At 62.4% G+C, this 19,007-nt stretch carries 16 protein-coding genes and 8 tRNA genes; 8 read left to right on the top strand and 16 right to left on the bottom strand.

The window, feature by feature from the left end; translation table 11 throughout:
• Nucleotide 1 precedes the first annotated feature (1 nt).
• The 13 genes from ASF04_RS16690 to ASF04_RS16630 form a co-directional block, all read right to left on the bottom strand.
• Entirely contained in the window at nt 2–1,600 is a 1,599-nt protein-coding gene (locus tag ASF04_RS16690; protein ID WP_056143952.1) for an amidase, read from the bottom strand.
• A gap of 115 nt (nt 1,601–1,715) precedes the next feature.
• Nucleotides 1,716–2,291 (bottom strand): elongation factor P, encoded by a 576-nt coding sequence (locus ASF04_RS16685; RefSeq protein ID WP_019920204.1) that lies wholly within the window; start codon nt 2,289–2,291, stop codon nt 1,716–1,718.
• 149 nt (nt 2,292–2,440) lie between these two features.
• The gene (gene earP, locus ASF04_RS16680; RefSeq protein WP_056144695.1) at nt 2,441–3,586 is read right to left on the bottom strand and encodes an elongation factor P maturation arginine rhamnosyltransferase EarP; all 1,146 of its coding nucleotides are present in this window, start codon (nt 3,584–3,586) and stop codon (nt 2,441–2,443) included.
• Nucleotides 3,587–3,649: 63 nt separating this feature from the next.
• Nucleotides 3,650–3,725: transfer RNA gene (locus ASF04_RS16675), tRNA-Glu, on the bottom strand.
• Nucleotides 3,726–3,770: 45 nt separating this feature from the next.
• Nucleotides 3,771–3,846 (bottom strand) — tRNA-Glu (locus tag ASF04_RS16670).
• Between the two features lie 140 nt (nt 3,847–3,986).
• A tRNA-Glu gene (locus tag ASF04_RS16665) sits at nt 3,987–4,062 on the bottom strand.
• Nucleotides 4,063–4,084: 22 nt separating this feature from the next.
• A tRNA-Ala gene (locus ASF04_RS16660) sits at nt 4,085–4,160 on the bottom strand.
• A 60-nt stretch (nt 4,161–4,220) separates the two neighbouring features.
• Nucleotides 4,221–4,296: transfer RNA gene (locus ASF04_RS16655), tRNA-Glu, on the bottom strand.
• A 47-nt stretch (nt 4,297–4,343) separates the two neighbouring features.
• Nucleotides 4,344–4,419 (bottom strand) — tRNA-Ala (locus ASF04_RS16650).
• Nucleotides 4,420–4,467: 48 nt separating this feature from the next.
• Nucleotides 4,468–4,543, bottom strand: a tRNA-Glu gene (locus ASF04_RS16645).
• A gap of 43 nt (nt 4,544–4,586) precedes the next feature.
• Nucleotides 4,587–4,662 (bottom strand) — tRNA-Ala (locus tag ASF04_RS16640).
• An 85-nt stretch (nt 4,663–4,747) separates the two neighbouring features.
• On the bottom strand, nt 4,748–6,157 hold the full coding sequence (gene gltX / locus ASF04_RS16635; RefSeq protein ID WP_056143947.1) for a glutamate--tRNA ligase: 1,410 nt from the start codon (nt 6,155–6,157) through the stop codon (nt 4,748–4,750).
• A gap of 60 nt (nt 6,158–6,217) precedes the next feature.
• Nucleotides 6,218–7,342 carry an alanine racemase gene (locus ASF04_RS16630; protein ID WP_056143944.1) on the bottom strand — a complete coding sequence of 375 codons (1,125 nt, stop codon included), beginning with the start codon at nt 7,340–7,342 and terminating at the stop codon, nt 6,218–6,220.
• An 80-nt stretch (nt 7,343–7,422) separates the two neighbouring features.
• Here ASF04_RS16630 and ASF04_RS16625 point away from each other — a divergent pair, with 80 nt between their 5' ends.
• Nucleotides 7,423–8,451 carry an ornithine cyclodeaminase family protein gene (locus ASF04_RS16625; RefSeq protein ID WP_056143941.1) on the top strand — a complete coding sequence of 343 codons (1,029 nt, stop codon included), beginning with the start codon at nt 7,423–7,425 and terminating at the stop codon, nt 8,449–8,451.
• Nucleotides 8,452–8,496: 45 nt separating this feature from the next.
• On the opposite strand, the gene apbC is transcribed toward ASF04_RS16625, so the two are convergent.
• A complete protein-coding gene (gene apbC, locus ASF04_RS16620) occupies nt 8,497–9,585 on the bottom strand; it encodes an iron-sulfur cluster carrier protein ApbC (protein ID WP_056143937.1) in 1,089 nt (362 codons plus the stop codon).
• A gap of 132 nt (nt 9,586–9,717) precedes the next feature.
• Here apbC and metG point away from each other — a divergent pair, with 132 nt between their 5' ends.
• The 7 genes from metG (at nt 9,718) to panC (ending at nt 17,237) form a co-directional block, all read left to right on the top strand.
• Nucleotides 9,718–11,898: a methionine--tRNA ligase gene (gene metG / locus ASF04_RS16615; RefSeq protein WP_056143934.1), complete on the top strand. Its 2,181-nt coding sequence runs from the start codon at nt 9,718–9,720 to the stop codon at nt 11,896–11,898.
• A 1-nt stretch (nt 11,899) separates the two neighbouring features.
• Nucleotides 11,900–12,379: a GNAT family N-acetyltransferase gene (locus ASF04_RS16610; RefSeq protein ID WP_056143932.1), complete on the top strand. Its 480-nt coding sequence runs from the start codon at nt 11,900–11,902 to the stop codon at nt 12,377–12,379.
• Nucleotides 12,380–12,803: 424 nt separating this feature from the next.
• Nucleotides 12,804–14,540 carry a PHB depolymerase family esterase gene (locus tag ASF04_RS16605; protein ID WP_056143930.1) on the top strand — a complete coding sequence of 579 codons (1,737 nt, stop codon included), beginning with the start codon at nt 12,804–12,806 and terminating at the stop codon, nt 14,538–14,540.
• Nucleotides 14,541–14,736: 196 nt separating this feature from the next.
• Entirely contained in the window at nt 14,737–15,132 is a 396-nt protein-coding gene (locus tag ASF04_RS16600) for a hypothetical protein (protein WP_056143927.1), read from the top strand.
• Nucleotides 15,133–15,293: 161 nt separating this feature from the next.
• Nucleotides 15,294–15,503 (top strand): DUF3460 family protein, encoded by a 210-nt coding sequence (locus ASF04_RS16595; RefSeq protein WP_026636982.1) that lies wholly within the window; start codon nt 15,294–15,296, stop codon nt 15,501–15,503.
• 19 nt (nt 15,504–15,522) lie between these two features.
• Complete coding sequence (locus tag ASF04_RS16590; protein WP_056143924.1) at nt 15,523–16,377, top strand: ScpA family protein; 855 nt, start codon at nt 15,523–15,525, stop codon at nt 16,375–16,377.
• A gap of 20 nt (nt 16,378–16,397) precedes the next feature.
• Entirely contained in the window at nt 16,398–17,237 is an 840-nt protein-coding gene (gene panC, locus ASF04_RS16585) for a pantoate--beta-alanine ligase (protein WP_056143921.1), read from the top strand.
• 17 nt (nt 17,238–17,254) lie between these two features.
• Here the strand turns inward: panC and ASF04_RS16580 are convergent, their stop codons facing one another.
• Together ASF04_RS16580 and cheY are read right to left on the bottom strand one after the other, a co-directional pair.
• Nucleotides 17,255–18,481, bottom strand: coding sequence for an EAL and HDOD domain-containing protein (locus ASF04_RS16580; RefSeq protein WP_056143918.1), 1,227 nt, complete (start codon nt 18,479–18,481; stop codon nt 17,255–17,257).
• A gap of 56 nt (nt 18,482–18,537) precedes the next feature.
• Nucleotides 18,538–18,927, bottom strand: a complete 390-nt coding sequence (gene cheY, locus ASF04_RS16575) for a chemotaxis response regulator CheY (protein ID WP_008450066.1) — start codon at nt 18,925–18,927, stop codon at nt 18,538–18,540.
• Nucleotides 18,928–19,007: the final 80 nt, after the last annotated feature.

Here is a 19,007-nt window from a genome sequence, read left to right as displayed (position 1 = left end):
CTCAGCGCACCGCCAGCGAAACGCTGGCCCTGAACTGCGGCGCGCGCCGGTGCAGCGTGGCCTGTTCGTACGAATACGCCATGCGGATCAGCGCCGCCTCGCTGTAGGCGGCGCCCACGAACGACAGCCCCACCGGCAAACCATGCACCTGCCCTGCCGGCACGGTGATGTGCGGGTAGCCGGCCACCGCCGCCGGCGACGAGAAGCTGCCGCCGTAATGGTCGCCATTGATAAAATCCGTCAGACAGGCCAGGCCGCCGGTGGGCGCCACCAGCGCATCCAGCTTGTGCTCCTTCATCACCTGGTCGATACCTTCCGTGCGCGCGTAGCGGCCGTTGTTGGCCAGCGCTTCACGGTAGGCCGGCGCATCGAGACCATCCTTGGCCTGTGCGCGTTCGAGGTACTCCTGGCCGAAGTACGGCATCTCTGCTTGCGCATGCGCGCGGTTGAAAGCGATCACGTCGCCCATGTTGGCCACCTGCGCATGTGGCGCGTATTCCTTCAGGTACGCGGCCAGTCCCGCCTTGAATTCGTACAGCAGCACCTCGGTCTCGGAGTCGCCATACTTGTCGCTGTTGGGCACTTCCACCTCGACCAGCACCGCGCCCTGCGCGCTCAACTCGTCGAGCGCCTTGGCGATCACGGCATCGACCTCCACGCTGCGGCCGAAGAAATTGCGCGCCACGCCCAGGCGCTTGCCCTGCAAGCCACCGCGCTCCAGCGCGGCCAGGTAATTGACCGGCTTCGTTTCGCGGGTGGCTGCATCGCGCGGATCGGCGCCGGCGAGCGCGGTCAGCAACGCCGCCGCGTCGGCCACGGTGCGCGCCATCGGTCCGGCCGTGTCCTGCGAATGGGCGATCGGGATGATGCCGCTGCGGCTCACCAGTCCCAGGGTCGGCTTGATGCCCACCACGCCGCAGATCGATGCCGGCGAGACGATCGAACCATCGGTCTCGGTGCCCACCGCCAGCGTGGCCAGGCCGGCGGCAATCGCCGCGCCCGAGCCGGAGCTCGAGCCGCTGCAATTGCGATCGAGCGCATACGGGTTGCGCGTGAGGCCACCGCGCGCGCTCCAGCCGCTCACCGACTGGGTGGAGCGCATATTGGCCCACTCGCTCAGATTGGTTTTGCCGATAATGATGGCGCCGGCGGCACGCAGTTGCGCGGCCACGTGGGCGTCGCGCCGGGCGCGCACACCGGCCAGCGCCAGCGATCCGGCAGTGGTGCTCATGCGGTCGCCGGTGGCGATGTTGTCCTTGAGTAGAACCGGGATGCCGTGCAGCGGACCGCGCACCCGGCCGGCCGTGCGTTCGCGGTCCATCTCCAGCGCCAGCTTGAGCGCTTCGGGATTGACCTCGATGATGGCGTTGATGCGCGGACCGGCCTTGTCGATGTTGCGGATGCGGGCCAGGTACTGCGAGGTGAGCGCGTGCGACGTGAGCTTGCCGGCTTCCATTTGCTGCTGTTGCTCGCGCACGCCGGCTTCGAGAATGCCGCCGCTGGCTGGCTTGACTGCGGCCAGCGCCTTGCCGCTGCCTGCCACCGCACCTGCGGTCGCTCCCGCCACCACGCCCATCCGAACGAACTGCCTGCGATCCATGCCTACCCCTGTCAATTGAATTTGCTGCGCTGCATGAATATAGCAAAGCCTTATCGGTACCGGCGAAAAAAAACGCCCCGGAGGGCGTTTTTCTGATCGTTGCTCGATTGCTTAATTAGTTGCGAACGATTTTTTTGTATTCGTTGGTACGGGTGTCGATTTCGATGACGTCGTCCTGGCTCACGAACAGTGGCACTTGAACCGTGAACTGCTTCGATTCGATGGCGTTTTCGATGCGCGCTTCTTTCAGTACGTTACCCGAGGTGTTGCCCTTGACTGCAGGCTCCGAGTACACGATCTGACGCTGGATGGTGGTTGGCAGTTCGACCGAGATGGCTTTGCCATCGTAGAAAACTGCTTCGCATTCCATACCGTCTTTCAGGTAGTTCAGTGCGTCGCCCAGGTTTTCTTCTTCGATTTCGTACTGTTCGTAGTCAGCGTCCATGAAGACGTACAGCGGATCGGCGAAGTACGAGTAGGTCACTGGCTTTTTGTCCAGAACCACGACGTCGAACTTGTCGTCGCCGCGGAACACGTTTTCCAGCGGGCTGTTGGTCAGAAGATTTTTCATCTTCCATTTGTAGGTGAAGCCGGTGCGGCTCGAACCGTTGACGTCCGAGCGCAGCACGATGAATGGCTTGGCATCGACCATGATGATGTTGCCGACACGAATTTCTTTTGCTGGTTTCATAGTAATTTACTTAAAAATTTAAGTTGCGTAAAAATCATCTGCGCCGGGCGCAAGGCCATCAGCTCACGATTGATCAGGGTAAAAAATGTTCTAGAGATTAACCCGGCATTATACCCGGGTTTTCTGGCGCAGCCTATCTTGGCCGTGGCTTAAGCACCTCTGATCGACTGCGCGAAAGCCAGCAGGTTGGCGGCCAGGTCGCCATGTGCGGCCACCTGCTGCTCCCATGCCACCGCGCGCGCGGCGATCTGCGGCGCCTCCGCACGCAGGCCGCGCCACAGGGCGGGCCAGTCGGCGTGGAGGTGGACGCCGTTCCACGCCAGCGAAAACGCCGTCACGGCTTCGAGTCCCACGGCGTAGCGCTGCAAAAAGGCGCGCAATTTCTTGTGGTGCAAATTGTCGTCCTGCGCGTAGATATGCCACACGAACGGCTTGCCCGCCCACTGCGCGCGTACCCAGGAATCCTCGCCACGCACCAGGTTGACATCGCACGCCCACAGCAGCCTGTCGTAGTCCGGCTGCGGCACGAACGGCAGCACGCGCACCGTCAGATTGCCTTGCGTAGCGGCCGCGCCGGCAACCGCGGCGGTTCCAAGAAAGCCTTCTACCGCCTGGGTCGCCACGCCTTCGGGCACGAAACAGGTGATGGCTTCAGCACCATCGCGCCACGTATCGAACAGCGGCGCTACCGGTGCGAACGGATAGCAAAACAGGGATACGCGCGTGGCCGCCAGGTCGGCCGGCGTGGCGCCGAGCGACTGCAAAAATTCGGTCGCCGTTGCCGGATCTTGCAGGAACGCGTGCCGCTGGTCGAACAGCGCCGCTTCGCGCGGCAGACCGCCGGTTTTTTCCGTAAAACCGGGGAAGAAAAAGTGCTTGGTCAACGGCAGTTGCGGATGCGGCGACGTCAGGCGGTGACAACCCTCCACCCATTCCTCCGCCGTCAACCCTTCGAGGTTGAACCACACGGGGCGCGGTGTGCACTGCGCCATCGCGGCCACATAAGCTGGCGGCAGATCGACGGCGAAAAATTCGATGACGATATCGGCCACGTCGCCCACGGTGTACACGCCGTCCTGGTCGCGCCAGTGGCGCACGGCCACGCCCTGCACCACCTGGTTTTCGGCTGCGGTATCTACTTCGGGACGCAGGCGGCGGAAGCTGGCCAGGTCGTCCACCCACAAGCGCACCGCGATGCCATGCTCGGCATGCAGTTGACGGGCCAGGCGCCAGCAGATGCCGATGTCGCCATAGTTGTCGATAACGCGGCAAAACAGGTCGAGGCGGATGGTCATGGTGACGGATAAAAAGGCGGAATGAAAAAAAGCCGCACGAGGCGGCTTTTTCTTGTTGCTGTCTGGCGTCCCCAGGGGGATTCGAACCCCCGTACTCACCGTGAAAGGGTGATGTCCTAGGCCTCTAGACGATGGGGACAGAAATCTGTCCGTACTGGCCTTGCACTACATATTTGGAAATATCTGGCGTCCCCAGGGGGATTCGAACCCCCGTACTCACCGTGAAAGGGTGATGTCCTAGGCCTCTAGACGATGGGGACATTTCCAAGGCGCGAATCATAGCAGTGTACCGCCATCAACGCAACCAAAACCGTTGTTTTCACAGGATTTTTTTTGTTTTCACCAAAATAACACGCATAGCAAAAAGCCGCTCAATGAGCGGCTTTGCTGTACTGCTACCTGGCGTCCCCAGGGGGATTCGAACCCCCGTACTCACCGTGAAAGGGTGATGTCCTAGGCCTCTAGACGATGGGGACAGTGTCTGTGCTCTCTACGCAGTGGTGGAGGTAAGCGGGATCGAACCGCTGACCTCTTGCATGCCATGCAAGCGCTCTCCCAGCTGAGCTATACCCCCCGGGCGCAGAAAGTCTTCTGTCGTACATCTACTTCTTTACTACTGCCAGCATAAACAAGCTGGCGTCCCCAGGGGGATTCGAACCCCCGTACTCACCGTGAAAGGGTGATGTCCTAGGCCTCTAGACGATGGGGACCTTGGCACTACGGCAAAACCATTTACATCGTTTTGTCTCTGCGCTGTTGGTGGAGGTAAGCGGGATCGAACCGCTGACCTCTTGCATGCCATGCAAGCGCTCTCCCAGCTGAGCTATACCCCCCGGGCGCAAAAACAATTTACAACTTACTGCTACCAGCTTTGGCGAAACTGGCGTCCCCAGGGGGATTCGAACCCCCGTACTCACCGTGAAAGGGTGATGTCCTAGGCCTCTAGACGATGGGGACCTTGGCACTACGGTACTGCTTTACTACATCATCTCTGCAAACCTGGTGGAGGTAAGCGGGATCGAACCGCTGACCTCTTGCATGCCATGCAAGCGCTCTCCCAGCTGAGCTATACCCCCGTTTGCGCGAGAGACAAGAGTATAGCAGAGGCTCCGTATTATGCAAATACCCTTTTGCAACTTTGCCCCTGCAATCAACTAATAATTAAAGGAACTTCGCCACGCGCGCCACAACGGTCTCGCGACCGAAGATTTCCAGCACCGCGTCGATCGCCGGCGTCTGCAACTGGCCGGTCAGGAACAGGCGCAGCGGCATGGCCATTTGCGGCATCTTCAAACCGTTCGCGGCCAGCACTTCCTTGATCATGGCGGCCAGCGCGGCCTTGTTCCACTCCACCGTCTGGCAACGCTCGGCAAACTGCGCCAGCGCCGGCTTCACGGCATCGGTCACGTGCTGGGTCAGCAGCGCAGCGTCGGGCTGCGGCGTGCGGAAGAACAGCATCGACGCGTCGGCCAGTTCGTTGACGGTGTTGGTGCGTTCCTTCATCAGGCCCAGCACCACCGCCAGCGCCGGCGCCCCGTCGAACTCGGCGCCGTTGTCCAGCATGCGCGGTTTGGCCAGCGCAGCCAGGCGTTCGTTGTCGGCCTGCTTGATATAGTGGTTGTTCAGCCAGTTCAGCTTTTCGATGTTGAACTGTGCGGCCGAATTGGACAGGTGGCTACCGTCGAACCATTCGATCATCTGCGCCATCGAGAACACTTCCTCGTCGCCGTGGCTCCAGCCCAGGCGCGCCAGGTAGTTCAGGATCGCTTCCGGCAGATAGCCTTGCGCCGGGTAGTCCATCACGTTGACGGCGTCCTTGCGCTTGGACATCTTGGCGCCATCCGAACCGAGGATCATCGGCAGGTGGCCGTACTCCGGCAGCGGTGCGCCGATGGCGCGCAGGATGTTGATCTGGCGCGGCGTGTTGTTGACATGGTCGTCGCCGCGCAGCACGTGGCTGATTTCCATGTCGAGGTCGTCGATGGCCACGCAGAAGTTGTACGTCGGCGTACCGTCCGGGCGGGCAATCACCAGGTCGTCCAGCTCTTTATTACCGATGGTGATCGAGCCTTTGACGAAATCGTTCCAGGTCACTTCGCCATCGAGCGGGTTCTTGAAGCGCAGCACCGGCTTGCGGCCTTCGGGAATGGCCGGCAGGGTCTTGCCCGGCTCCGGGCGCCAGGTGCCGTCGTAGCGCGGCTTTTCACCGGCGGCGCGCATGCGCTCGCGCATCGCTTCTACTTCTTCGGGCGACGAATAGCACTGGTAGGCGGTGCCGGCTTCCAGCATCTGCGCCAGCACTTCGCGGTAGCGGTCCATGCGCTGCATCTGGTAGAACGGGCCTTCGTCGTGGGCCAGGCCCAGCCACTCCATGCCTTCGATGATGGCTTGCACCGCTGCCGGCGTGGAGCGCTCCAGGTCGGTGTCTTCGATACGCAGCACAAAGGTGCCGCCGAAGTGGCGGGCGAAGGCCCACGAGTACAGCGCCGTGCGGGCGCCGCCCAGATGGAGATAGCCGGTCGGGCTGGGGGCGAAACGGGTACGGACTGGTTTGGCTGGTGCGTTGGTCATCGGGATCAATAAAGCTGAGGTAGAAAGACCGCTATTTTACAGCCTTGATACGCCGTTCCGTCACCAGCCGCTGAAACGCTCCCATTTGCGCGGCACACCGCCCTCCTGCGGCAATACATAATAGAAGGGGTGCTGGGCGCCGGTGGCGCAGGCGTGATTGGGCACGATACGCAGGCTGCTGCCCACCGGGTACCGCGCCGCCAGATCGACGATGTCACCGGTCCATTGCAACACGCCGTGCTCCTGGTTGGCCTGGCTGAATGCCAGTTCGGCGATGGCGTTGCCGTCGGCATCGCACACCATGCCGTAACCATAATCGCGCGCCTGCTTTTGGGTGCCGCGGTCGCGGCTCATGGCCATCCAGCCGGCGTCGGTAATGATCCAGCCCTCAAGCGGGCGGTGGCCGATCACCGTGCACAGCACGGACAAGGCGATGTCACCGGTTTCGCACACGCCCACGCCAGCCATCACCAGGTCGAAGAACACGTACACACCCGCCCTCACCTCGGTCACGCCATCGAGGTGACGGGCCGACAGCGCGGTGGGCGTGGAGCCAACGCTGACCACTTCGCACACATGGCCGGCCGCGCGCAGCCGTTCGGCCGCATCGACGCAGCGGCTGCGCTCCTGCTCGGCCATGGCGGCCAGCGCCTCGGGGGTGCGCAGATCGTAGGAGCTGCCGGCGTGGGTCATCACGCCCTTGAAGCGCGCGCCGCCGGTCAGGGCGGCTGCCACGTCCAGCAACAGCGGGTCGGCAGGAGCGATGCCGGAGCGGTGGCCGTCGGTATCGACTTCGATCAGCACGTCGTAACACACGCCATGCTCCAGGCCGTGGCGCGCCACCTCGGCAGCCATGGCGCTTGATTCCACCAGCAACGTCAGGCGCAGCCCGGCGCGCACCAGCCGCAGTGCGTGATCGAGCTTGTTCGGCACGATGGCCACCGCGTACAGGATGTCGTCCACACCCGCCGCGAAAAACTGCTCGGCCTCTTTCAAGGTGGACACCGTGATGCCGCGCGCACCAAGCGCCAGCTGGCGCCTGGCTACTTCCAGGCACTTGCTGGTTTTGACATGCGGGCGGAATGCCACGCCAAGAAGATTCATGCGCTCCTGCATGCGCGCCATATTGTTCTGCATGCGCGCTTCGTCCAGCAGCAGCGCCGGGGTTTCCAGATTCAGTTCCATGTACACTCCTCGTCGATTTTTAAGACAGTTTATCCATTTTTAGATAAAATGCCAAACACTATTGACAACCAGGAACCATCATGCGCGACACCGCCCAATTGCTGCTGCTCGACCGCGACGCCATCGCCGCCCTGCTCACCGCCGATCTCGCCCTGCACGCGGTGCGCGACGCCTTTACCCTGCACAGCCGGCGCGAAGGACGCGTGTTTCCGGTGGTGCGGGAACAACTGGCGGATGGTGTATTCGGCATCAAGTCCGGCGACGTGGCGGCGCGCCGCCTGCTGGGCTTCAAGGCGGCCGGCTTCTGGCCCGCCAACCGGCTGCACGGTGGCGAACCGCACCAGGCCACGGTCATGCTGCTCGATCCCGCCACCGGCCGGCCGCTGTGCCTGATGGACGGCAACGCCATCACCACCGCGCGCACGGCCGCCGCCGGCGAACTGGGAACGCTGCTGCTGGCGCGCGCCGACAGCACCCGCCTGACCGTGTTCGGCACTGGCGTGCAGGCCCGCGCCCAAGTGGCAGCTGCCATGCGCGCCCTGCCCGCGCTGGCGTCGGTGCGTTACGTGTCGCGCGATGGCAAGCCGGATGCGCGGTTCGAGGCTGCCCTGGCCGACCAGCGCAACATGCGCGGCGTTGGCGACGTGTCCAGCGTGAGCAACATGGGCAGCGTGTCCGACATGTGCAGCATACGCCACGCGCCGGACGCAAATATAGCGGTGGCCAACAGCGACGTCGTCATCACGGCCACGCCGGGCGGCGGTGCGCTATTTAATATTGATGCAGTGCGGCCGGGCACGCATTTCACCTGCGTAGGCGCCGATACGCGCGGCAAGCGCGAACTGCCCGAGGGCTTGCTGGAACGGTCGCGCGTGGTGGCCGATGATCGTACACAGGCGCTGGCGCTGGGCGAGATGCAGTGGGCGGCGGATACCGAATGCGTGGAGCTGGGGGACGTATTGACCGGCGGCGCATTCACGCGCGCGGAGAACGACGTCACGGTGTTCGACATGACAGGGCTGGCGTTGCAGGACCTGGTGCTGGGGGAGTATCTATATAGTGCGGCGGTTGCGCAGGGGTTGGGCAACCGCGTGGCATGGCCGTGGTAAATCCCGCTGAAGGCTGGCGGAGCGGCGCCGCCAGCCACTGCATCATCAGTCGTTCTTGATAACGATACTCGGGAACTTGCTGGTCATATCCTTGGCCTTTTCCGCCACCTGCACCGCGATCTTGCGGGCGATGTCTTTATAGATCGCCGCGACCGGGCCATCGGGATCGGCCACCACGGTCGGCTTGCCGGAATCGGCCTGCTCGCGGATCGACATGGTCAGCGGCAGCGCGCCGAGGAAGTCCACGTTGAAATCCTTGCACATCTTTGCGCCGCCGCCGGCGCCGAAAATTTCTTCCGCGTGGCCGCAGTTCGAGCAGATATGGGTGCTCATGTTTTCCACGATGCCCAGGATCGGAATGCCGACCTTCTCGAACATTTTCAGGCCCTTGCGGGCGTCGAGCAGCGCGATGTCCTGCGGCGTGGTGACGATGACGGCGCCGGTGACAGGCACTTTTTGCGACAGCGTCAACTGGATGTCGCCGGTACCTGGCGGCATATCGACGATCAGGTAGTCGAGGTCGCGCCAGTTGGTTTGTTCCAGCAGTTGCTGCAACGCTTGCGTGACCATCGGGCCGCGCCAGACCATCGGCTCGTCCGGGTCGATCAGGAAACCGATCGACGACACTTGCACGCCGTGGTTTTCCATCGGCTCCATCGACTTGCCATCGACCGTTTGCGGACGGCCGGACACGCCCAGCATCATCGGCTGCGACGGGCCATAAATATCGGCGTCGAGCAGACCGACCGACGCGCCTTCGGCAGCCAGCGCCAGCGCCAGGTTGACGGCGGTGGTCGATTTACCGACGCCGCCCTTGCCCGATGCGACGGCAATGATGTTCTTCACATTGGGCATGAGCTTCAAGCCGCGCTGCACGCTGTGGGGAATGATCTTCGAGCTCACACCGACGCTGATATTGCCGGCGCCAGGCAGGGCCTTCAAGGCGGCGATAACGTTGCGGCGGATGCTGTCGACCTGGCTTTTGGCGGGGTAGCCGAGCTCGATGTCGAGCGAAATGTCGCCATTGTCAACTTTGAGATTTTTCACGGCCTTGCCGCTGACGAAATCTTTCGTTGTATTTGGGTCAATAACTTGCGACAGGGCGGCTTTGACTGCGTCTACTGTGATGCTCATTGGGCTCTCCGTAAAATATGCGCCCATTCTAGCGCATCGCGGCAAAAATCCTCGGCCGGCCGTCCGGCGGGATGACCGCCAACCCGAACCGCTGTTAAAATGCTTCTTTTCCACCCACAAAGTGCATCAACCATGACCCGCAAGCTGTTCGTCACCACTGCCCTGCCCTACGCAAACGCCGCTTTCCATATTGGCCACATGATGGAGTACATCCAGGCCGACATCTGGGTACGGTTCCAGCGAATGCAGCGCGACGGCGAAGGTGAAAACAGCACCGCGCGCGTGGTCCACTTCGTGGGCGCCGACGATACGCACGGCACGCCGATCATGATCGCCGCCGAAAAGGAAGGCATCACGCCGCAGGAATTCGTGGCCAAGATCGCTGCCGGCCGCGCCCAGTACCTCGACGGCTTCCATATCGCTTTCGATAACTGGTACTCGACCGATTCGCCGGAAAACGTCGAACTGTCGCAAGGCATCTACCGCAAGCTGCGCGAAGCTGGCCTGATCCAGACCAAGATCGTGCCGCGCTTCTACGACCCGGTCAAAGGCATGTTCCTGGCCGACCGCAACATCAAGGGCGAGTGCCCGACCTGCCACGCCAAGGATCAATACGGCGACAACTGCGAAGTGTGCGGCGCGGCTTACCAGCCTACCGAACTGATCAATCCGTTCTCGGTGTTTACCAACGCCACCCCGGTACTGAAAGACTCGGAACAGTACTTCTTCAAGCTGTCCGACCCGCGCTGCTACCAGTTCCTCAAGGACTGGCTCAACACGCCGGGCCGTTTGCAGCCCGAGATGGTCAACAAGGTCAGCGAATGGCTGGGCGAGTCCGGCGAAAAGCTGGCCGACTGGGACATCTCGCGCGATGCGCCTTACTTCGGCATCCCGATCCCCGACGCACCCGGTAAATTTTTCTACGTCTGGCTCGACGCGCCGGTCGGCTACCTGGCCAGCCTGAAAAACTACTGCGACAAGCAGGGCATCGACTTCAACGAGCTGCTCAACGATCCGGCCACCGAGCAGATTCACTTCATCGGCAAGGACATCGTGTCGTTCCACCTGCTGTTCTGGCCCGCGATGCTGAAGTTCGCCGGCCACCCGGTGATCGACAAGCTCAAGGTCAATGTGCACGGCCACCTGACCGTCAACAACGAGAAAATGTCGAAGTCGCGCGGCACCGGCATCTCGCCGCTGCGCTACCTGAACCTGGGCATGAACCCGGAATGGCTGCGCTACTACATCGCCTTCAAGCTCAACTCCAAGGTCGAAGACCTGGACTTCACCGGTGACGATTTCGTCGCCCGTGTGAACAGCGATTTGATCGGCAAGTTCGTCAACATCGCCAGCCGCTGCGCCGGTTTCATCGCCAAAAAATTCGACGGCAAGCTGGCCGACACGCTGTCGCCCGGTGCACAGGAGTGGATCAAGCGTGCGCTGGTCACGCCCGATGGCGTGGAGCGCCAGGCCAATATCGCCGCCAACTTCGACGCCCGCGAGTACGGCAAGGCGCTGCGCGAAATCATGGAAATCGCCGACATCACCAACCAGTACGTCGACGAAAACAAGCCGTGGATCCTGGCCAAGGACGACGCCAAACTGGCCGAATTGCACGACGTGTGCACGGCGGCGCTGATCCTGTTCCGCCAGCTGACCATCCTGCTGTCGCCAGTGCTGCCTGGGGTGGCCGCCAACGTGGCCAAGTTCCTGAACGACGGCCAGCTGGTGTGGGCCGATACCGATGTCGCCAGCGGCGCTGTCTCGCAAGCGCTGCTCGGTCGCACCATCGGCGCCTACACGCACCTGATGACGCGCGTGGACGCCAAGATGATCGAGGACCTGTTCGACGCGCCAAATCAGCAAGCCGCAGCTGCTCCGGCTGAAAAGCCGGCCAAGCCCGCCAGGCAGGCCGCGCCTGCCGTGGCCGCGCCGGTGGCGCCGATGCCTGAAGGCGTGGAAGAACTGGCGCCGCAGATCTCGATCGACGATTTCGTCAAGATCGACCTGCGCGTGGCAAAGATCGTCAACTGCGAACACGTGGACGGTTCCGACAAGCTGCTGCGCCTCACGCTCGACGTGGGCGAAGGCCGCCTGCGCAACGTCTTCTCGGGCATCAAATCGATGTACCAGCCGGAAGACCTGGTGGGCAAGCTGACCGTCATGGTGGCCAACCTGGCGCCACGCAAGATGAAGTTCGGCGTCTCGGAAGGCATGGTGCTGGCAGGATCGGCCAAGGACGAAAAAGCCAACCCGGGCATCTATATTTTGAACCCATGGCCAGGCGCAGAACCCGGCATGCGCATTCGTTAAAATGAAAATTGTCGTCCGCGAAGCGACCCACGAAGACAGTCAGCTCATCGCCGCGCTTACGCGCGCGGCGTGGGCCGGCAAGGTCAGTGTCACTTCCAGCGGCCACCGCGAAACCGCCGTCATCGTTGCAGACCACCTGCGCGATGGCGGCGGTTTTGTTTTATTGGTCGATGATGAACCGGTAGGCTCCGTGCGCTGGCTGCCGCTCGATGGCGGCAGCCGCACCTGGGAGGTGTGCCGCATGGGCGTGCTGCCGGCATGGCGCGGTCACAATCTGTCGCAGCACCTGCTTGAAGCGGTGATCCACCATGGCCTGGCCTGCGGCGTGGACGAAGTGCGCCTGGCCGTGCGCGCCGACCAGCGCAAGCTCGTGGATTTTTATGCGTCGTACGAATTCGCGCTGGCCGAGGAGCTCGAATACTCGCACGCCAATCCGCTCGAACCACCGCCACTGGTGATGCGCCGCGCGCTCGCGTGGTAGCACTGGCTAGTAATCGGGTAGGAACCGTTCCCACTCGCGGACGAGTAACCCTCCTACTGATTTCCAAAAAAGGTTGTGAAATACTGCTCGGCGACTCCACTCCAAAGGTAGAGCCAAACCCGAAATTGAGATGCCGACTTGCGATCCAAGCGCACTCAGCAGCATAACCAACATGTCTGTCCCAACCAGACCGATCCGGCGCCGCATGATGGTCCCACCGATGCGCCAACTGCTCAGGCCGCCTTATGCCATAAGGCTCGCTTTCAATTTCTCCTTTACAGCATTTTGTTGAGCTGCGCCAATCGCGCACGCAACAGTAGAACTACGGGGGAGCTTGTATGAAAATTTTCGTGGACTAATATTTCCTCAGCCATTCATCTTTTGGCTGAGTTAGCACACCATTCTTTTTATAACGGAGACCATCATGACTCACCACCTCCAGCGCACGCTGTGGCACGCACTCGTCTGTATCCTTCTATGCTGGGCCTGGCCCTCGTGGAGCGCAACACCGGGTCCCGGCAAGTGGAGCGCGCAACAAACCTGGGCAGCCGACACCGTCAACGGCGGCAATCTCACAGGCTTTTTCTACTGGCCAGCCAGCGAACCCAAGATCGGCGGCAAGCGCGCGCTGGTGCTGGTCCTGCACGGCTGCAAACAGACCGCTGCCGGCGACGTCGTCAACGGCAACGACGGCGGCTACAACTGGGCCACCATGGGCGACCAGTATGGCGCCGTGATCCTGGCGCCGAACGCCACCGGCAATGTGTACTACAACCATTGCTGGGACTATGCAAATACCAGCCACAGCCGGACTAGCGGCGGCCACGACAAGGTACTGCTCGACCTGGTGGACCGCTTCGTGAAAGATCCACAATACGCGATCGATCCGAACCAGGTGTACGTGACCGGCCTGTCGTCGGGTGGCGGCCAGACCATGGTGATGGGCTGCCTGGCGCCGGACGTGTTTGCCGGCGTAGGCATCAACGCTGGCCCCACTCCTGGCACCACCACGCTGCAGATCGGCAGCGTGCCCAGCGGCTATACGTCCGATACCGCGGCATCGCGCTGCAAGGCGATGGCCGGCAGCGCCGCCAGCAAGTTCAGCACGCAGATCGCCGGCGCCATCTGGGGCACGTTCGACTACACGGTCGGCCAGGCCTACGGCCCGCTTGCCACGGAAGCGATGCGCAAGATCTATGGCGGCTCGTTTACGCCCGCGCCAGCGGAAACCGTTGCTGGTGGCGGCACCAACATTCCCTACCGCGACAGCAACGGCAAGGTGCGCACCCACGAAATCACGGTGGCCGGCATGGGCCACTCGTGGCCGGCCGGCAAAGGCGGCCAGAACGTCAACTTCGTGGACAACACCAAGGTCAACTACCCGGCGTTCGTGATGGATTTCTGGTACAAGAACAACCTGCGCGTGGGTGAAAGTACCGGGCCGGAAATGACAGCGTGCTCGGCTGCCGCCATCAGCGCTACCAGCGCCAGCGTCAGCGGCGCGGCCACCGGCAACGTCAGCAACTACACGGTGGTGCTGAACGGGCCCACCGCCGTCAACGACAACACTGCCGGCAGCGGCGCCAACTTCAACAAGACCTACAACCTGGCCGCCGGCAACTACAGCGGCACCGTGACCGCCACCGACACTGCCAACCGCACCTCGGCTGCCTGCAATATCGCGCAGTTTTCGGTCGGCAGCGAGCCGGCGTTGACGCCTCCCACCGGCATCACCGCCGGCGCCGTCACCGACACCACCGTGGCGCTGACCTGGAACGCCGCCGGCGCCGCCACCGGCTACAACGTGTACGTCAACGGCTCGCGCGTGACGTCGTCGCCGGTCGCCGGCACCAGTTACACCGTCGGCGCCCTCACTGCCAACACCAGCTACACGATCACGGCGACGTCGGTAGGCAATACCGGCGAGAGCGCGCAGTCGGCGCCGTTGACGGTCACCACCAGCGCCGGCAACGGCGGCTGGACCTGCACCACGGTCACCGCCAGCAACTACGCCCATGTCCAGGCAGGCCGCGCCACCACCAAGTTCGGCCTGGCCTATGCCAATGGTTCGAACGACCTGATGGGACTGTCGAGCCTGTTCTTCCGCAGCACGCTGGCGCAGACAGCCGAGGGCTATTACAAGGTAGGTATCTGCCCCTGAGCCCGGGTTGCTGAGGTCATCCTCGACCGCCCCTATCGCGCCAGCAAGCGCGATAGGGCGGTATCACGCTAAGATGGGACCAGGATGGCAACCCGGCGCCCTGCCGTCCGACGCGGGCATGAGCGTGTGTCCTACGGCTGAACTTGCTGTCGAATGAAATAATCAAGCCTCATTCAATGCAACAAGAGGAGCTGACATGAACACCAAGACTACCGCCAAAGTGACCGCCCTGATCGCCACCCTGTGCATGAGCGCCAGCGTTTTTGCGCAAAATTCGGCGCTGACGCCGAACCAGTTGAGCCCGCAGGAAGCCGCGCCGATCAGCACCACGTCGCTGCAAGCTGCGTCCACCACCGGTGAACTGCACCCGACCCTGCCGAGCCACGCTGCCACCCAGACCGATCCGCAACAACGCTACCAGACCCGCCAGGACGCCAAAATGGCCAGCGCCCAGTACACCAAGGATGTGAACTGCGTTGACGCTGCCGTTGCCACGCCGCCAGCACAAACCGCTGCCCACGCCGGCAAGCACGACAACCGCCTTGCAAAAGCCGATTGCTACCGTCCTAACGCACGTCCGGTCGTCCGCTGATCCCGGCCGATGTATTCGTGCCGTGAGTGAAAAGCCGCCCCGCGCAACCGGTGCGGCTTTTTGCATTGAGGTCCCGCCCGAATCGCAGCCGATAATCAAATTCGCCCCGAGGCGCGGCGGCGCGGTAAAATAGCCATTGCTAATCCACTCATACGGACGATATGAAACTCTCTAAACAACATTCGATGTACGAATCCGACCACACGCTGTTCATCAAAGAGTTGAAAGCGAAGAATCCGGCGATCGAAGCTGGTCAGCAACAGGGCCGCGCCCTGCTGTGGGACCGTCCGCCGATCTCGCTCGACGAGCAGGAGCGCCAGCTGAAGTCGGCCGTCAAGCAGCAAGCCTACGTCTACCAGAACAAGCTCTGATCGCTTCAAGGCGGCAGGCATGTTGCCAGAATCAGCAGCGGAATCAGCACCGGCAACGGCGGCTGAGGCAGGCACAACGGCCCTGACGGCCGACGTGTCCGGTTTCGCGCGCCTGTACGGCGAACCGCTGCTCAAGCTGCCCAATGACCTGTACATTCCGCCCGATGCGCTGGAAGTATTTCTCGATGCATTCGAAGGCCCGCTGGACTTGCTGCTGTACCTGATCCGCAAGCAGAATTTCAATATCCTCGACATACCGATGGCGCAGCTCACGCTGCAATACCTGAAGTACGTGGACCAGATCCGCAAGTCCAACCTGGAACTGGCGGCCGAATACCTGCTGATGGCGGCCATGCTCATCGAAATCAAGTCGCGCATGTTGCTGCCGCAGCGACAGACCGACCTCGACATCGAAGCGGACGATCCGCGCGCTGAACTGGTGCGGCGCCTGCTCGACTACGAGCAGATCAAGCTGGCCGCCTACGACCTCAACACGCTGCCGCAGCTCGACCGTGACTTCGTGCGCACCCAGATCCACATCGAGCAAAGCCTGGTAACGGTGCTGCCCGACGTGGCAGCGGTCGACTTGCAGCAGGCCTGGCTCGACGTGATGAAGCGCGCGCGGCTCACGCAACACCACAAGATCAGCCGCGAGGAACTGTCGGTGCGCGAGCACATGACCGGCATCCTGCGCCGGCTGCAATCGACGCGCTTTGTCGAGTTCGCGGACCTGTTCGACGTGGCCGGCGGCGTGCCGGTCGTGGTGGTCAACTTTGTCGCCCTGCTCGAGCTGGCCAAGGAGACGCTGATCGAGATCACCCAGGCCGAACCGTTCGCACCGATCTATGTCCGGCTGGCATATGCGCCAGCCTGAATTGTTTACCGAAATGACCCATGAAAATCATCACCACCATTGAAGAATTGCGCGACCAGCTCAGCGGTCAACTGCGTACCGCCTTTGTTCCCACCATGGGCAATCTGCACGAGGGCCACCTGTCGCTGATGCGCCTGGCGCGCAAGCATGGCGATCCGGTGGTCGCGTCCATCTTCGTCAACCGCCTGCAGTTCGGCCCCAACGAAGACTTCGACAAGTACCCGCGCACCTTCCAGGCCGACGTGGAAAAACTCGAGAAGGAAGGCGTGTACGTGCTGTTCGCGCCAACCGAAAAGGATTTGTACCCGGAGCCGCAGGAATTCCGCGTCAATCCCCCGGCCGACCTGGGCAACACGCTCGAAGGCGAGTTCCGTCCGGGCTTCTTCACCGGCGTCACCACCATCGTGCTGAAACTGTTCTCGTGCGTGCAGCCTAAGGTAGCCGTGTTCGGCAAGAAGGATTACCAGCAGCTGATGATGGTGCGTAACATGAGCCGCCAGTTCGCGCTGCCGACCGAGATCATCGGCGCCGAAACCTATCGCGCCGAAGACGGCCTGGCGCTATCGTCGCGCAATATGTATTTGTCGGAAAGCGAGCGGGCCGAGGCGCCGGCGCTGTACCAGACGCTGAACTTCGTGGCCGAAGAAATTCGCGCCGGCCACCTGGACGTGTTCCAGGTCGAGCACAAGGCGATGGAAAACCTGGCGCAGCGTGGCTGGCAGCCCGATTATGTATCGATCCGCAAGCGTATCGATTTGCAGCCGCCGTCGGCCGGCGACCTGGCGCAAGGCGCGCCGCTGGTGGTGCTGGCTGCTGCCAAGCTCGGCACTACCCGCCTGATCGACAACCTGGAAATTTAATCCTGCAGATGGCGGTCTCAGACCGCCATCTGCTGCGCCCACGCCAGCGCCTGCAAATGGGCCTGGTTGATTTCCTCCGGGTGCAGCTTGAGCGCAATCGCCAGCGCTGCCACCAGGTCCGAATTGAGTTCGCACGCCTCGGCCAGCGCCAGGTACGGCCCGTAGCGCCCGCTGCGGGTCAGCAGCGCTTCCACCACGCCCTCGGGCAGCTGGATGGTCTCCAGCACTTCGGCCATCGTCATCCCCAGCAAGCGGTCCAGCAGGGAGAACATGCCTGCCACGAACACATGTTCGGCCTCGCTCTTGCCCAGCGTGTCGCGCGCCAGCAGTTCGGCCAGGCGGCCGCGCACCACGGCGGTTTCCAGCAGCACCGGCGAGTAGCCGGTGGTGCTGGCCGTTGCCAGCAATAACGTCAACCAGCGGTGCAGCGGCGCGTAGCCGAGCAAGGTCAATGCCTGGCGCATCGACTGCACCTCGCGCCCGGCGCCGAAGCCGGCCGAATTGATAAATCGCAGCAGCTTGTACGACAGCGTGGGATCGCGCTTGAGCACGGCTTCGATCTGGGCCAGGTCGGCGTTTTCTTTGACCATTTGCATCAGCTGCAGGATGATGGCCTGGGCCGGGTTGATGCCGCGCGCGGTGTTGCCCGGCCGCGGTGTCAGGTGCAGCTTGCCGACGAAGGCGTTCAGGCCCAGTGCGGCGCAGGCGTCGAAGTCGGCCCAGTTGCTCACGGGGCGCGCCACCATGGTCAGTCCCGACTGCTTGAGCGCGGCATACGCGCGCGCCTGGGTGGCCACGTCGGCGCCACTGAAGCGCACTTCCACGAACGACGCCAGCGAGGCCAGGCGCAGGCCGGCCGGGGCGCGGGCAAAGTTGCGCAGCAAGATGCCCACGCCACCGGCGCGCAGCGCGTGTACCGCTTGCAAGGTATCGGGATTGGCCAGCGTGGCGGCGGGCAAGGAGAGCACCGTGCGCGCTGGCGGCATGCGGTGCAAGGCATCGGCCGACAGCATCTCGGGCACGGCTTCAAGAAACAGGGTTTTATCGAGCAGGAGCCAGGTCTCGCCGTCTTCGCCACCGATCACGTGGCTGGCGACAAAGTTCAGCAGGGACTCGAGGGCAACGACAGGCGCAGCAGAAGCGCCACTGGCCTGCACAGGCTGCTGCCAGGTCAACTCATACCCGACCACCCGCTGCTGCGGGTCGAGCAACGGCTCGCGAACCAGGAAATGAGTGTGGTGCATGGCCGTCCGTGGGCAGGCTGTCGGGCGTAGCCGGGCCGGGCCCGACTACCAAGGTATTACGCGCCCAGCTTTTCGAAAATCTTGTTCAGCTTTTCGTCCAGGGTGGCGGCGGTGAACGGCTTGACCACGTAACCATTGGCGCCAGCTTGCGCGGCAGCGATGATGTTTTCCTTCTTGGCTTCGGCGGTCACCATCAGTACCGGCAGCTTGGCCAGTGCGGGGTCGGCACGGATGTTTTGCAACATCGTCAGGCCGTCCATGTTTGGCATGTTCCAGTCCGAGACGACGAAGTCGAACGACTCGGCGCGCAGCTTGGCCAGCGCCATGACGCCGTCTTCCGCCTCATCGACATTGGCATAACCCAGTTCTTTTAACAGATTTCGGACGATGCGACGCATCGTCGAAAAATCGTCAACAACTAAAAATTTCATCTTTGGATCAGCCATGAATTACTCCGTTGTTTCTTTACGCGGTTGTTAATATTGCCTACAAACTCCAAGCAAGTTGTAGGATAGCATTTTCGTTG

It is taken from the genome of Duganella sp. Leaf61 (assembly GCF_001421905.1).
In the GTDB taxonomy this organism is placed as follows: Bacteria; Pseudomonadota; Gammaproteobacteria; order Burkholderiales; family Burkholderiaceae_D; genus Rugamonas; species Rugamonas zoogloeoides.
The sequence above is the reverse complement of the archived record's forward strand: the minus strand, read 5'-3'. Positions and strand labels throughout refer to the sequence as shown.

Excerpts from the sequence above, each read along its gene's own strand:
- ASF04_RS16690 (WP_056143952.1), bottom strand. The coding sequence starts at position 1,600 with ATGGATCGCAGGCAGTTCGTTCGGATGGGCGTGGTGGCGGGAGCGACC.
- ASF04_RS16685 (WP_019920204.1), bottom strand. The coding sequence starts at position 2,291 with ATGAAACCAGCAAAAGAAATTCGTGTCGGCAACATCATCATGGTCGAT.
- earP (WP_056144695.1), bottom strand. The coding sequence starts at position 3,586 with ATGACCATCCGCCTCGACCTGTTTTGCCGCGTTATCGACAACTATGGC.
- gltX (WP_056143947.1), bottom strand. The coding sequence starts at position 6,157 with ATGACCAACGCACCAGCCAAACCAGTCCGTACCCGTTTCGCCCCCAGC.
- ASF04_RS16630 (WP_056143944.1), bottom strand. The coding sequence starts at position 7,342 with ATGGAACTGAATCTGGAAACCCCGGCGCTGCTGCTGGACGAAGCGCGC.
- ASF04_RS16625 (WP_056143941.1), top strand. The coding sequence starts at position 7,423 with ATGCGCGACACCGCCCAATTGCTGCTGCTCGACCGCGACGCCATCGCC.
- apbC (WP_056143937.1), bottom strand. The coding sequence starts at position 9,585 with ATGAGCATCACAGTAGACGCAGTCAAAGCCGCCCTGTCGCAAGTTATT.
- metG (WP_056143934.1), top strand. The coding sequence starts at position 9,718 with ATGACCCGCAAGCTGTTCGTCACCACTGCCCTGCCCTACGCAAACGCC.
- ASF04_RS16610 (WP_056143932.1), top strand. The coding sequence starts at position 11,900 with ATGAAAATTGTCGTCCGCGAAGCGACCCACGAAGACAGTCAGCTCATC.
- ASF04_RS16605 (WP_056143930.1), top strand. The coding sequence starts at position 12,804 with ATGACTCACCACCTCCAGCGCACGCTGTGGCACGCACTCGTCTGTATC.
- ASF04_RS16600 (WP_056143927.1), top strand. The coding sequence starts at position 14,737 with ATGAACACCAAGACTACCGCCAAAGTGACCGCCCTGATCGCCACCCTG.
- ASF04_RS16595 (WP_026636982.1), top strand. The coding sequence starts at position 15,294 with ATGAAACTCTCTAAACAACATTCGATGTACGAATCCGACCACACGCTG.
- ASF04_RS16590 (WP_056143924.1), top strand. The coding sequence starts at position 15,523 with ATGTTGCCAGAATCAGCAGCGGAATCAGCACCGGCAACGGCGGCTGAG.
- panC (WP_056143921.1), top strand. The coding sequence starts at position 16,398 with ATGAAAATCATCACCACCATTGAAGAATTGCGCGACCAGCTCAGCGGT.
- ASF04_RS16580 (WP_056143918.1), bottom strand. The coding sequence starts at position 18,481 with ATGCACCACACTCATTTCCTGGTTCGCGAGCCGTTGCTCGACCCGCAG.
- cheY (WP_008450066.1), bottom strand. The coding sequence starts at position 18,927 with ATGGCTGATCCAAAGATGAAATTTTTAGTTGTTGACGATTTTTCGACG.